The sequence below is a fragment of the Thermostichus sp. MS-CIW-30 genome (assembly GCF_054058015.1).
The window spans coordinates 64,510-78,356 of record NZ_JBSRZW010000005.1 but is presented as its reverse complement, the minus strand read 5'-3'; the positions used below and the strand labels follow the sequence as shown (position 1 = coordinate 78,356).

Annotated in this window: 9 protein-coding genes and 1 pseudogene; 4 read left to right on the top strand and 6 right to left on the bottom strand. The window is 58.8% G+C overall.

All coding sequences use genetic code 11. The features are described from left to right. Window positions 1-182: 182 nt before the first annotated feature. From hisD to ACVWXW_RS03535, 3 genes and pseudogenes are all read left to right on the top strand, one after another. Entirely contained in the window at window positions 183-1,496 is a 1,314-nt protein-coding gene (gene hisD / locus ACVWXW_RS03545; RefSeq protein ID WP_414343017.1) for a histidinol dehydrogenase, read from the top strand. A gap of 201 nt (window positions 1,497-1,697) precedes the next feature. Continuing rightward, window positions 1,698-2,983, top strand: a pseudogene (locus ACVWXW_RS03540) (RNA-guided endonuclease InsQ/TnpB family protein). Between the two features lie 189 nt (window positions 2,984-3,172). Continuing rightward, window positions 3,173-5,725, top strand: a complete 2,553-nt coding sequence (locus ACVWXW_RS03535) for a glycoside hydrolase family 10 protein (RefSeq protein ID WP_457402807.1) — start codon at window positions 3,173-3,175, stop codon at window positions 5,723-5,725. A 66-nt stretch (window positions 5,726-5,791) separates the two neighbouring features. Here the strand turns inward: ACVWXW_RS03535 and ACVWXW_RS03530 are convergent, their stop codons facing one another. Next, a complete protein-coding gene (locus ACVWXW_RS03530) occupies window positions 5,792-6,205 on the bottom strand; it encodes a hypothetical protein (RefSeq protein ID WP_011431749.1) in 414 nt (137 codons plus the stop codon). 147 nt (window positions 6,206-6,352) lie between these two features. On the opposite strand from ACVWXW_RS03530, the gene ACVWXW_RS03525 reads away from it, so the two are divergent. Continuing rightward, on the top strand, window positions 6,353-6,952 hold the full coding sequence (locus ACVWXW_RS03525) for a pseudouridine synthase (RefSeq protein ID WP_457402805.1): 600 nt from the start codon (window positions 6,353-6,355) through the stop codon (window positions 6,950-6,952). 278 nt (window positions 6,953-7,230) lie between these two features. On the opposite strand, the gene ACVWXW_RS03520 is transcribed toward ACVWXW_RS03525, so the two are convergent. The 5 genes from ACVWXW_RS03520 to ccsB all read right to left on the bottom strand — a co-directional run bounded on the left by ACVWXW_RS03520 (window position 7,231) and on the right by ccsB (window position 13,736). Further along, window positions 7,231-8,580: an adenylosuccinate synthase gene (locus ACVWXW_RS03520; RefSeq protein ID WP_414332548.1), complete on the bottom strand. Its 1,350-nt coding sequence runs from the start codon at window positions 8,578-8,580 to the stop codon at window positions 7,231-7,233. A 211-nt stretch (window positions 8,581-8,791) separates the two neighbouring features. Continuing rightward, window positions 8,792-10,291 (bottom strand): S41 family peptidase, encoded by a 1,500-nt coding sequence (locus tag ACVWXW_RS03515; RefSeq protein ID WP_457402803.1) that lies wholly within the window; start codon window positions 10,289-10,291, stop codon window positions 8,792-8,794. 165 nt (window positions 10,292-10,456) lie between these two features. After that, window positions 10,457-12,139: a trigger factor gene (gene tig, locus ACVWXW_RS03510; RefSeq protein ID WP_457402802.1), complete on the bottom strand. Its 1,683-nt coding sequence runs from the start codon at window positions 12,137-12,139 to the stop codon at window positions 10,457-10,459. 76 nt (window positions 12,140-12,215) lie between these two features. Beyond that, window positions 12,216-12,599: a LapA family protein gene (locus tag ACVWXW_RS03505; protein WP_011431755.1), complete on the bottom strand. Its 384-nt coding sequence runs from the start codon at window positions 12,597-12,599 to the stop codon at window positions 12,216-12,218. 84 nt (window positions 12,600-12,683) lie between these two features. Further along, window positions 12,684-13,736, bottom strand: coding sequence for a c-type cytochrome biogenesis protein CcsB (gene ccsB / locus ACVWXW_RS03500; RefSeq protein ID WP_457402799.1), 1,053 nt, complete (start codon window positions 13,734-13,736; stop codon window positions 12,684-12,686). Between the last annotated feature and the right edge of the window lie 111 nt (window positions 13,737-13,847).

Here is a 13,847-nt window from a genome sequence, read left to right as displayed (position 1 = left end):
AATCCAGGCTAAGCTATGACCATGATCAACCCGGATCGCGCCAGGTGCAGACAAGATCCCTGCCTGGGGATGTCCCTTCTTGTCGCCGCAAGCCGACCCAGCGAAAGATCCGCTTTGCTACCGCGATGCCGCCGGATCCCTCGTTAGTATGGGGTTACGGCGCGCTATGCGAAGGAGTTGCCATGCTGAGAATCGTCACCCAGCTAGCCGAGGCTGAAGCCGAGCTTAGACGGATCTCGGAGCGCACTCAGGCTGACCAGAACCTGCACCGCGAAGCAACCGTGCGGGAGATCCTGCAAGCGGTACGCCGTCAGGGGGATCGGGCCCTGCTGGCCTATACGGCTGAGTTTGACCAGGTGGAGCTGAGCGTTGCCGAGCTGAAGGTGTCTGGGGCCGAGCTAGAGGCAGCTTACCAGGCGGTATCTCCGCAGTTGCTTTCAGCCCTACGGCTGGCCAAGCAGCGCATTGAAGCTTTTCACCGGCAGCGGGTGCCCAGCAGTTGGGTAAGCTTTCCCGGCCCTGAGATCGTCTTGGGCAAGCAATACCGCCCTGTGGATCGCGCCGGCCTCTACATTCCGGGAGGGCGAGCCGCCTATCCCAGCACGGTGTTGATGAACGCCATCCCGGCCCAGGTGGCAGGGGTGCCCGAGATTGTGATGGTGACGCCACCGGGATCCGACGGCTCGGGGGGCAAGGGGATTAGCCCGGCCATTTTGGTGGCCGCCCAAGAAGTAGGCATCCACACCATCTATCGCGTTGGAGGGGCTCAGGCAATAGGGGCTTTGGCCTACGGCACCGAGACCATCCCCAAGGTGGACGTGATCACCGGCCCCGGCAACATCTACGTAACGTTGGCCAAAAAGCTGGTGTACGGCACGGTGGGGATCGACTCGCTGGCCGGGCCATCGGAGGTGTTGATCATCGCCGACGAGAGCGCCAACCCCCTTTATGTGGCTGCCGATTTGCTGGCCCAAGCCGAGCACGATCCCTTGGCGGCGGCCATCCTTCTGACCACCGATCTCCAGCTGGCCCAGCAGGTGCAGCAGGCGGTGGCCACCCAGATGGAGGCCCATCCCAACCGTCTGATGGTGGAAAAGTCGGTGGTGAACTACGGTCTGATTGCGGTGGTGCCGGATCTGACGGCGGCGGTGGCTTTGTCCAACCTGTTTGCACCAGAGCATTTGGAACTGCAGGTGGCAGATCCCTGGGCTTTGCTGGATCCCATTCGCCATGCGGGGGCCATTTTCTTGGGCCACCATACTCCGGAGGCGGTAGGAGATTACCTGGCTGGCCCCAACCATACCTTGCCCACCGCCGGTGCGGCCCGCTATGCCTCGGCTTTGGGGGTGGAAACTTTCCTAAAGCATTCCAGTCTGATTCAATACAGCTCAGCGGCTTTGCGGGAGGTGGCCAGCGCCATTCAGGCTCTCACACAAGCGGAAGGGTTGCCCGCCCACGGCCAGTCGGTACAGGTGCGGTTGGCGGAGGAGCGCTAATCAAGCCCTGGTCGCAGTTAGCTAGACCGCCGGGAAGCCCCACCCTCTGTTAGTGACTAGTGGCTGGTCACTATCCACTCACCACTATCCAGGGTGAGGGTCGGGATGAAAGGCGAGGACACGATGCTTCGTCCTTACTGGTGCTATGACCGGCGTAGCAGGATTTTATACGCTCATCATGAGAACTTTTATAAACTCATCATGAGAACTGCCTATCAATATCGCTTACGCCCTACCTCTAGCCAAGTTGCTCTAATGGAGCAATAGCTAGAGTTGTTGCGGAAGCACTATAACTATCGCTTGGCAGAGCGCTTTGCGTGGTGGGAACACAATCGCTGTGCTATCAATGCTTGTCCCTTAATCTGTCACTTGCCTGAGTTAAAAGACAATCCCGATTTCTACTCCCAGAAACGGGATTTGGTGAAGATGAAAGCCCTGTTTCCGGAGTACAGAGCAGTCCATTCGCAAGTCCTCCAGAACTGCATAGAGCGAGTGCACAAAGCATTCGACCGCTGGCTGAAGGGGGACGGTAACGGCAAGCGGGCAGGGAAACCCAGATTCAAGGGAGCTGGGCGGTATCGCTCCTTCAGTTTCCCCCCGATGAAACAAGACTGCATTTGCGGGCAGTTTATCCATCTGCCCAAAATCGGTGCTGTTCGGATAATTCAGCACCGTCCTTTGCCTGACGGTTTTGTCATCAAGACCGCTGCCATCAGCCGCAAGGCAGACGGGTGGTATGTGACCTTGAGCCTGCAAGATTCATCTGTCCCCGTATTTACCCCTGACCTGCCAACACTGGAGAACACCATAGGAATCGACATGGGACTGGACTCCTTTTTGGTGACCGATGCGGGGGAGTCTGTCCCAGTTCCCCAGTATTACCGCAGAGCCCAAAAGCGGTTAAAGAGACTGCAGCGGGCAGTGTCTCGCAAGAAGAAAGGGTCAAACCGCCTATGGCTAGTGACTAGTGGATAGTGACCAGTGGATAGTGAATAGTGACTATCCACTAACCACTATCTCAGCGCAAAGATTTTCATGACAAAACAGCGAACTGGCTGGTAAGCAAAGGCAAGCATATTGGGTACGAAGCCCTGAATATCAAAGGTGTTGCTAGAACCCGACTAGCAAAATCTACCTATGATGCTGGGTGGGGACAATTTCTGCGAATTCTGGCAGTCAAGGCTGAAAGAGCTGGGCTGAGGGCGATTGCAGTGAATCCCAACGGCAGCAGTCAAAACTGCTCTCGGTGTGGTCAAAGAGTACCGAAAGCGATTCAAGACAGGTGGCATTCTTGTTCCCATTGTGGGCTAGAACTAGAGCGCGACCACCATGCGGCCATCAACATCAAGCACAGGGCGGTGGGGCATCCCGTTCTTTTCGCGTCAGCGGGACGTAGTCCTCAAGCGCAGGAAATGTCCTTTTCGCGCCAGCGGCGCGGAGCGCTTTGCGTCAGCATGAGTGCGGGAGTATGTCACACTCCAAAATAAGCCCTATTTCTCAACCTGGACAAGCAACGGGATCCCTCGCCTGCCCTAGCGCCGCCTGGGGATTTCCCCCTTCCACTGGCAGGGATCCTCACCAACATCATTGTTGAATTGAATAATGTTGAATGGTCTGGGCAGGTGCAGGTTCATATCCGCGCTCCTGACGGATGGTCTTCAAAGAAAGGAGATCCAATGCTGTTGGCGGTTCGGTTCCCCAGTCCTTTGGCGGGACGGAGTCCTCAAGCAGGCTGGTCTGGGATGGTGAGGGATCGTTTCTGGGGCTTCATCTTAAGATTCTTCAAGCCCCTGGCAGTTTGTCTGGGTTTCCTCTGGGTGGGTCTGCTGGTTTGGACGGGATCCCCGGTTGCCCACGGCCAAAGCGCTGTCCACGGTGCGGAGCACCTTCTGACGGTGGTACGCTTGCCAGGGCAGAACTGGGCCAATATCGAGCGGCAACTGCAGCAGAGCGGCCTCAGCTACCAGGTGATCGACCGGATCGAGCCAGCAGGTTTGCGGGGGCGCAGCACAGTCTTTTTGCCAAACGTGAATCGCCTAACCGTTGCTCAAGCCCATGCTCTCGCCGAATGGATGCAACAGGAAGGGGGTCAGTTGATCGTCAGCGGCCCGCTGGAAATCCCTGCTGAGGCACGGGATCCCTTACGCAGCCTGATTGGCGCCTACTGGAGCGGAGATATTCCTCTGGCCAGTGCTGTGCGCCTGACAGAGTTTGCTGAAGCATGGGCCCGCAGCGTTCAGGCGGCCGATCGCGCCAGCGGTGCGGAGCACTTTGTGGTTGCCGGGGGAGCCCTCTTGCCCACCGGCCCGGAAAGTCGTCTGGTGGCCGTCTGGGAAGAGGTGGACATGGGGGACAATGCCTATGCGGTGATTGCCAGCCGCCAGAGTGTGTACCTGGGTTGGCGTTGGGGGGAGTTTCCCGAGGAGACGGCGCAGTTGGATCGGGAGTGGTTGCAAGCGGCTCTGCGCCGGGCCCAAGGCCGTTTCGCTGCCCTCAGACAGGCTGCTGCCACCCCATCCCCTTTGCCAGCGGTGCGGAGCACCATCAACACCCTGGAGTTGCTGGCCATGCGCCAAGAGCTGGGGAGCTTGCTGGGTCGGGTAGAGGGATCCCTGTTGCTGGCTCGGGCCACTCAAGGGGGGGTAGAAGCAGCCGAGTACAAGCCCATTTTGGAGCAAGCCCGCAGCGTGTTGCAACAGCTACCGGCCTGGGTGGAGGCAGGGCAATACGAGCAGGCGCGGCAGGCTTTTGAACAAGCACGGGCGGATCTGTGGGCCCACTACCCGGTGGATCGGTTGACGGCTTTGTCTGAGGTACGGGCCATTTGGCTGGATCGGAGCACCATTGTCGAGGCAGGCTCTGAGGCAGGGCTGGCTCAGATTTTCGATCGCCTGGCTCAGGCTGGCCTCAACACCGTCTTTTTCGAGACGATGAATGCTGGCTTTGCCATTCATCCCAGCCGCGTCGCCCCCCAACAGAACCCCCTCACCCGTGGCTGGGATCCCTTGCGGGCGGCGGTGCGCTTGGCTCATGAGCGGGGCCTCGAATTGCACGCTTGGATTTGGACTCTTGCGGTGGGCAACACCCGCCACAATCTGCTGCCGGAGATCAACTTGCCCCAAGACTACATCGGCCCGGTGCTGACGGCTCACCCCGATTGGGCCAATCTGGACAATCGTGGCCGTCTGTTCCCGCGCGGGCAGCCGGAAACCTGGCTAGACCCAGCCAATCCGCAGGTGCGCAGCTATCTCCTGGCTCTTACCCGCGAGCTAGTGCAAGACTACCAGGTAGACGGAATCCACCTGGACTACATCCGCTATCCCTTCCAAAACGCTGCCAGCCGCCAGGTGTTTGGCTTCGGTCGGGCCGCTCGTCAGGGGTTTCAGCAGTTGTCCGGCGTCGATCCGCTGGAGTTGGATCCCTTGAGGGATCGCTCCCTCTGGCAGTTGTGGACCCGCTACCGCACCCAGCAGGTGAACGAGGTGGTGGAGGCCATTGCCCGCACCGCCCGCTCCCTCAACCCGCGCGTGATCCTCTCGGCAGCTGTCTATGCTCTGCCCAAGCAGGAGCGCCTGCAAAGGCTGCAGCAGAACTGGGAAGAGTGGATCCAGGCAGGGGAGCTGGATCTGTTGATCCCCCTCACCTATGCGGGCAATACACGGCGTTTGGCGCAACTGGTGCAGCCCAATTTGGAAATTGTCAGCCGCTTCTCCACCCTCTTCGTCCCCAGCCTTAATTTGTTGAACTTGCCGCCCGTCGAGTTCTTGGATCAACTGCAGGTGGTGCGGGATTTGCCCACCGGGGGGTTTGCTTTATTCTCGGTGCGGCAGCTTACCCCAGAGCTGGAAGCCATCCTCAGGTCCTCCGCCATTGCCTCGACTCGCATTCCCTATCGGGATCCCTTTGGGGCTGTTCGGGATCGCTTCCAGGCGCTGCGGCAGGAGTGGATGTTTTTGCTCGAGCAGAAACGGTTGGGGTTGTGGGAGCACAGCCAATGGATGGAGCAAATAGAGCGGGTGCAGGGATCCCTGGCGGCCTTGGCAGCGGATCCCACCCCGGAAGCCCTGGAACAAGCCCGTCAGCAACTGGGCAACTTGAAAACCAATCTTGCCACTTGGATGCGGCTGGAATCTCTGCGCAACCCCTATCGAGTTCAAGTTTGGGGCAACCGTCTCGCGGCTTTGGAGATGATGCTGCGCTACGGAGAGCAAACCCTGATGAGGGCATGAAGCTCCCCTCTTGCGGGATGGGGATCCCATCTATCCCCAGAACTTCCCCAGAACCGAAAAAAACTGTTATGGGGTATCTTTCGGCATTTCCTCTGCGGGGTCAGGCCCTGTATCCGGCTCCTTGGGGAGAGCAGAGTCCTCAGGGCTGGGCAAGGACTCTGTCCTGCTGGCGCGAACCGCTTCCGGGGAGGTTTCTGGCTCCTCGTCATCGCTACGCGACGCTTCTGGGAACCCGTCAGCAGTGTGTGGCGCTGAAGCGGGCTGAGCAGCAACAGGTTCAGGAGCAGAAGGAGGAGGTGCAGCTGGGATCCCGGCTTCTTCTGCAGGAACAACCGCAGGTGGCTGAGCAGCTTCTTTTTCCTTTTGCTGTTCGTAGCGGCGACGTTTGTTGCCCTCATCCACCAGCACGTACACCAGGCTGAGGAGAGAGAGCCCTGCTGTTCCAACCAAAACCCAGAGTAAGTTGTTGTCTATGGTCATGGGTTGAGCTCCGTCAAACGCTGCTGGCGATGGAGGGATATTGCTCCTTAAGGCTTGATCTTACCGTTGAAGCCGCTCTGCCAAATCTTTCTGCCAAATCTTAAAGATTGGAAAGGTTGGGTTCACAGTTTTGTTGTTTTGTGTGTCATGCGCTATCTCAAGTTCTACAAGCCCTATGGCGTGCTCACCCAATTCACCGATCGAGAGGGACGGCCCACCCTCCAGTCTTTTATCCCGGTGCCCAGGGTTTATCCGGTGGGGCGACTGGATCGCGACAGCGAAGGGCTGCTCCTGCTGACCGATGATGGTCGCCTCAATGCCCGCTTGATCGACCCCAAGTTCGGCCATGAGCGCATCTACTGGGTTCAGGTGGAAGGGATCCCCACCCCCCAAGCCCTGCAACAGCTGCAACAGGGGCTGATCATCCAAGGGCGAAAAACGCGCCCGGCCCAGGTCAAAGTCTTGGCTGAGGAACCCACCCTGCCGCCACGGGATCCCCCCATCCGCTTTCGCCGCTCCATCCCCACCACCTGGCTGGAACTGACGCTGCGGGAGGGTCGCAATCGCCAGGTGCGCCGCATGACTGCCGCCGTTGGGATCCCAACTTTGCGGTTGGTTCGGGTTGGACTGGGGCCCCTCTCTCTGGCGGGGCTTGCTCCCGGCCAGTGGCAAGATCTCAGCGAGGCAGAACTGGCCCAACTGCGGCAATATTGTTTTTCTCAAACCATTAGAGTCATTTCAAGTTAGATTAAGACGCTTCCTATTCGCTCGGCAGTGAGGAGCTGGGAAGCAAGACAACGGAACAGTTTTATTCCCTCTTAAATGACTATAAACTAGGACACTGCATCCACACCTAAGACGTTGAACGCACAGGGCCGGAAGGCTTTTCTCCGTAGCTTAGGCGTTTCACCCTAACCTGAAATGACCATAACTTAACTCACATTGATCATTACTGAGCATTTGATCACTACATTGTTAATGATTGCCCTATGATTGCCCTTGTTCCCAATTGCTCTTGAGCCCACTCAGTCGGGCATGAGGGCGTGGACGCGCTTGCCACCATTGGGATAGAGAAGGGCACGTTTGGGGCCGTGGATGGGATCCTCGACGATAATCGTCTGGTCGCGGCTGGCCCCCAGAGAAACAATGGCAATCGGCACCTGCATCAACTGTGCCAAAAACTTCAGGTAATCATGGGCTTCGGGGGGCAAGTCTTGGATGGAGCGGCAATCTTTGGTGGAACATTTCCAGCCCGGCAGGGTTTCGTAGATGGGTTTGCACTGGGCGAAAACCCGGGCATCGCTGGGAAAGTGACGAATTTCCCGCCCCTGGTACTCGTAGGCCACGCACACCTTGATCTCATCCAAGCCATCCAGCACATCCAGTTTGGTGATGGCCAGGCAGTCTAGGCCATTGATTCGCACCGCGTAGCGCCCAATTACCCCGTCAAACCAGCCGCAGCGCCGTTGTCGCCCTGTGGTGGTGCCAAATTCAGCACCGGTTGCCCCCAGGTACGCCCCGATCTCGTCTTTGAGCTCGGTGGGGAAAGGGCCTTCGCCAACGCGGGTGGTGTAGGCTTTGGCCACCCCGATCACCCGGTCAATGCTGGTGGGGCCGATCCCAGCGCCAATACAAGCGCCACCGGCAATGGGATGGGAGGAGGTGACGTAGGGGTAGGTGCCGTAGTCGAGATCCAACAGGGTGCCTTGAGCCCCTTCAAACAGGATGTTCTCCCGATCTTCGATGGCTTGGGTGAGAAGCAGAGCAGCGTCGGTAACATAGGGGCGCAGCCGCTCGGCATAGGCCAGGTATTGCTCGATAATTGGCTCGGGATCCAGGGGGGGCAGATTATAGATCTTCTCCAGCAAGACATTTTTGTAGGGAATGGCCCAACTGAGGCGCTCCCGCAGCTGGTCAGGGTACATCAAGTCCACGACGCGAATGCCCATGCGCTCGGCCTTGTCGGCATAGGTGGGGCCAATGCCCCGGCCGGTGGTGCCCAGCCGGTAAATGCCACGCCGCTCCTCTTCTGCGATGTCAATAACCCGGTGGTAGGGCAGGGTGACGTGGGCCGTTTCGGCAATGAACAGGTTGTCGGTGGAAATGCCCAATTGATGCAGTTGGTCGATCTCGGCCAGCAGAACCTCGGGATCGATCACCGTGCCGCTGGCGATGATGCAGCGTTTGTCGGGGTAGAGAATGCCAGAGGGGATCAAGTGTAGCTTGAAGGTTTGGCCCCCCACCACCAGGGTATGCCCTGCATTCACCCCACCTTGATAGCGGACGACCACATGAGCCTTTTCACTGAGGAGGTCGGTGATCTTCCCTTTTCCTTCATCGCCCCACTGGGCACCGACAACCACGACGTTTGCCAAGAGCTTCTCCTACAGTCCGTAGATGGCACAAAAAATCCCCTTTGCGGGGGTTGCTGCACTAATCTACCGCATCGCTCCGGGCGATGTTGAGAGATCAGGACAAAAAGATTAACAATCGATTAACTTTTCTCCGGCAGGGGACAACGTGGAGATGGGCGGGATCCCCGAACCCTCTGGCAAGCCAACAGAGATTCCCCAGTTGCCCTCGCCTTCAGCTCCCCGGCTTGAACAGGCCAATGGCCGTGACCTGGTTGGATCCCACCTCAAAGGCAAAGGCCAGGCCCAGGGCATCGTAGTTGACGTAGTAGCGGTCGTCGCGCAGATATTCTCGGCTTCCCTTGGGATAGGGTACCACCTCGTTGTAGCCGTTCTCGCCGGGCCCGCCGTAAACGGCGATCACTTCCGAATAGGTGGAGCCGATGCGGATCCCTTCGCCGGTCATGGCTTCCGGGTGGGTTGTGTAGATGCGGTTGGCGAAAAAGCTATCCACAATGCCCGGATGACGGTAGGTGAAGAGGATGTAGTCTTGTAGGTAAAAGATCTTCAGGTCGCTGTTGGGCTGAAACACATTAGCTCCGGAGGCTGCTGGGATCTGATCGACATTGCCCAGCAGGTGGGTATCCACGTTGCGGGTATCCATGCCCAGCTCAAAGCGACCGACTCGACCCTCTTGCACCAGCACTGTAGGCCGTGGGGGCAGGGCAGGTCGCCGGGGGGGCAAGGCCAGCGCTTGCAGGCCGGCATTCAGCCAAGCATTGTCATCTCCTTCCACGGTCTGCAAGGGCACCAGACCCCGCTCCAAAGAGCGACCATCCCCTGTTTTCCAGGTGGCCACGGCCAGTTCCACCGCCGCGCTGGAGGGAAGGGCAAAGAAGCGGGTTTGTCGTTCGCTGCCCTGGGTGGGCTGCCCCAAAATGAGGGTGCTGCCGCTGGCTCCCAACTGGGCAGCCAAGAGGGTGGCCCCCTGGCGGGTGTTACCATCCACCAGAACGGCCAACGGGATCCCGGCGGCAATGGGCAGATTTTCGCTGTTCCAGAGGGTGGGCTGCCCGAATCGGTCTTCGGTAATCAGCAGCGGCTGGACGGAGCGGGGCAAAAACAGGCGCGCCACATCGGCCACCACTTGGGGGTCGTAGCCCACCGAGCCGCGCAGGTCGAGGACAATGCCCTGGCTGTAGTCTTGGGTGTAGAGGGTTTGGCGGATCTGCTGAGCCGTGGCTGGGGTGAGATCCGGCACTGCCAAATAAACCTGGCGCGGGCCGATCCCGCGGGCTTGTACGGGAGGACGGGGACGGTTGAGCAAGTCCTTGAAAGCTTGCGGATCCCAGAAACGATCGGCGGGATCCCCATACTCCCGCAGGATCTCTTGAATGAACTCGTACTCCACCTCAATGGGGGGGCGGGGATCCCCGTAGCTTCGGGCCAACAGGCGGGTGTAGAGGTCGTTGTAACTAACCGCAGCAGCTTGGCTGCCCGCCCCCCAAGACTCGTTGATGAACAATCCCACCAGATGGCGGAGATCCAGCCCGACCGGCTCACGGGGAGGCGAAGGGGCTGCCGGGATCCCTGGATCGGGAAACGAACCTTGGGGATCCGAGGGCATGATGGGCACAGGAGGCAAGGCCGATTGGCCCACAGCGCTGCCGGGCGAGATCCCGGCGATCAGGGTGAGGATCCCCCAAGCCCCAAGTACGCGCGCAAATCCCTTCATGGCAGCCTGCCCTCTTGCAGATGTTGCGAATAGGATAAACCCTAAACGCTCCCCTTTGCCACTGCCAGCAGTGGTAGATATCTATTTTTTGCGACTTGGAACACTAGGGGCTGCGCCCCCTTGCTTTTGAAGGAAATGCCCTCAGCCAGAAAATCCCCAGCGCATTCACTTGCCTTTTTTGTCCTTTTTGCTCGGCTTGGGCTTTTCTGCTGCTGGGATCTCTGTAGCGGTCTCTGCCGCTTTCTCCTCAACTGGGAGCGTTGCCTCTGCCGCAGAGGCTGAGACGGTTTCAGCAGGGGATGCTTCTACAGCCTTTTCTGTAGCTGGCTCGGCTTCCGCAGCTGCAGCTTCTCCATCCGTTTCCGCCCCCGTAGCCGTCTCTGATGAGGATTCAATTGCCTCAGGGATCCCAGATACCTCTGCTTCTGGCCCATCGGCCTCAAACTCGGCCTCTGGCACTTCAACCTTCTCCTCCGAGCCTGCCAAAGAAGTGGGCGCCTGGGTTGGATTCCCCTCGCTATCGACCCAGTTGACCGTGGTCTGAGACTTCAGCCAAGCCATCACCTTGTTGGTCAGCAAGCTTTCATAGACGGCTTGGCGTACTCGGCGTACTCGTTCCCGATCCAGCTTTTGGCCTTGCTGGGCATAGGCCGCCATCACCTCTTCCACCTCCACGTCCAACTCCGTGGAACCTACGGCAATTTGCTCTTGCCGAACGATGGCACTCAGGGCCAAGGTGCGCCGCAGCCGGTTGATGGCTTCGGGTCGGTGGCGCTCCATCAACTGGTTGAGGGTTTCAGGCGGCAGTTGGGACAGGAGCTTGCGGATCTCGCCTGGCGTGACCCCTTGCTGCTGTTGCAGCGAGTGAAGGCTTTGGGATAGCAGTTGCGTCGTTTCCTGCTCGACTAGGGTCTCGGGCAGATCCACCTCGGTGGTTTCCAGGATGGCGTTGAGGATGGCGGTTTCGAGGTTCTCCTCAGATTGTGTCAGGGCATCCTGTTCAAGGCGCTTTTGCAAGTGCTCCCGCAGTTCGGCCACTGTTTGAAAGCTGCTGATCTCTTGCACAAAGGCATCATCCAATTCGGGCAGCTCTTTGGCCTTGATCTCCCTCAGGCAGACAGTGAAGGTAACCGTTTTCCCGGCCAACTCTTTTCTGAAGTAGTCGTCGGGGAAGGTGGCTGCGATCTCCTTGGTTTCGTCGAGCTGCATGCCCACGATGCCCGCCACAAAACCGGGGATGAAGTTGTCTTCCTTGAGTTCCAGCTGGAAGTCCTGGGTGGTCATCTCGTCGAGGGGATTGCCTTCTGCATCGCGGGCTGCAAAATCGATCACCACCACATCCCCCAACTGAGCAGGCCGATCTTCTACCGGCAAGAGGGTGGCCCGCTGATCCCGCCATCGGTCGATGAGCTGGTCAATTTGCTCAGGCTTGACGTCAACACGGGTTGCCGTAACGGTCAGCCCTTTGTATTGGCCAACGCGGGCTTCGGGGTACACCTCAACATATCCTGAGAAGCTGAAGTCTGCTTCGGGGTTGAACTGAGCCAAGAGCTGACCCACCTCATCATCCAGCTCGAACCGACTGATGGGGGTGAGCTGAGCTTCCTTGAAAGCCTGTTGAATGGCCTCGCTGATCAGGTCATCCACAGCACTGGCCAGGATGCGCTCGCGGCCCACCTGCCGCACAACGAGGTTGCGGGGGGCCTTGCCCTTGCGGAATCCCGGAATTTGGATATTCTGCTCCAGTTGACGCAAGGTTTTTTCGTAGGAGCGCTTCACCCGGTCGGCTTCTACCACGATTTTGAGGCCAACCCGGCTGCCAGGGCGTTTTTCTTGGATAACCTGCATAGGAAGTATGAGCTAGGGAGAGGGGCAAGTAGAAGTTCAATTCTACCTCAACGGCCTGTGGGTCAACCTGGGGATTTTAGGCAGGGGATCCCTCGGTGGCCACTTCTTTCACATCCTGGATGTCCTCTTGGGGTTCGGCACGCTTGCTGGGAGGCAGTTGCTTCACTTTGGCTTCCAGCTCCACCACCATTTCCTTGAGTTCGGTGATGGTGACCTCCTTCTCCTGCAGTTGCCGATTTTTTTCCCGGGCTTCGATGCTGAACTGTACGCGCATCCAGAGGCTATACAGCCAGGCGAGGGCGGCCCCAATCCCGGCAGATGCCAGAAGTTCCATCACCAGAGGGCTTTCAACGCTGACGCCGGGGGCAAAAGTAACCGTGACCGGGGTGGCGTTTTGCATGGCAAAGAGGGCAATGGCCAGGAGGGCTGAAAACAAGATCAGGTAGTTGAACAGTCGCATCGTTTTTCTCCTCGAAGGGATCCACTACGGCTTGCCAGCACCAGAATACCCATAAACTCGGGCCGGTTTTTGAGAAAAATTCCCTCAGAAAAACCAGCCATAGCTGTGTAAGCCTTTGCCCAGAAAGTTGACCCCCAGGTAACATACCCAAACCACTCCAAAACCCAAGCTGGCCAAGAGGGCGGGGCGTCTGCCTTGCCAGCCTTTGGTGATGCGGGCGTGCAAATAGGCGGCAAAGACCAACCAGGTAATCAAGGCCCAGGTTTCTTTCGGATCCCAGCTCCAGTAGGTACCCCAGGCTTCGTTGGCCCAAACGGCGCCGGCGATAATGCCGATGGTGAGCAGGGGGAACCCCAGCCCGATCAGCCGGTAGCTGGTGTTGTCCAAGATTTCTGCCAGGCTCAGCCGTTGCCAGGGGATCCCTTCGGGGGCCGGTTGGGGGGGGAGTTCAGCGGACGAGGGGGCAGGACGGGGGGAGCGGAGGCCGGCGTAGGCCAGTTCTGAAGCCGGGGAAGGCAGGGTGGCTTCCGCCCATTCGGGATGGGTTTGGGGTTGGGGAGGGCGAAATTGCAGGCCGAGGGAGTTGCCCTTGAGATGCACTTCCTGACCGCGAGTGACGATGAGAAAGCTGATGGAGAGAAGGGATCCCACCAACAGCGCCGCGTAGGCCAGCAACATCACAGTCACATGCATCATCAGCCAGTTGGATTGCAAAGCCGGCACGAGGGGCTGGGCCACCTGCATATCTTCCGGCAGCACCAAGGCAGCAAAGGCCACGATCCCGGTTACAACTGGGGCGGTCATGACCCCCACCCAGCGGCTGCGGCTCCAGTAGAGGGCCACCAAATGCAAAGCGGTGATCCCCCAGGCCAGGAAAAACAAAGACTCGTACAGATTACTCAAGGGGAAGTAGCCTGCATCGATCCAGCGGGCCGTCAACAGGGCGGCCATCGTCAAGTTTGCCCCGATCATCCCCGCTAGGCCCAATTCGGCCAAAAGCTGCACCTGGGGAAAAGCTGCCCCACCCCAGTAAAACAGCATGGCCCCCAGAGAAATGGCAAACGCCACGTTGTTGAGCAGAGCTTGCCACTGGGCCAGATCCATGCCCGCAAGAGCTGTTATCGCCAACAGAGCCATACACGACCTCAAAAGTGTCTCCGACCCGGCTTGAGCCAGGCCAGTTGATCCCATTCTAGGGCGGGGGAAGGGATCTTCCCCAAAGGACACATGCTGGTAATGTGGGGATGG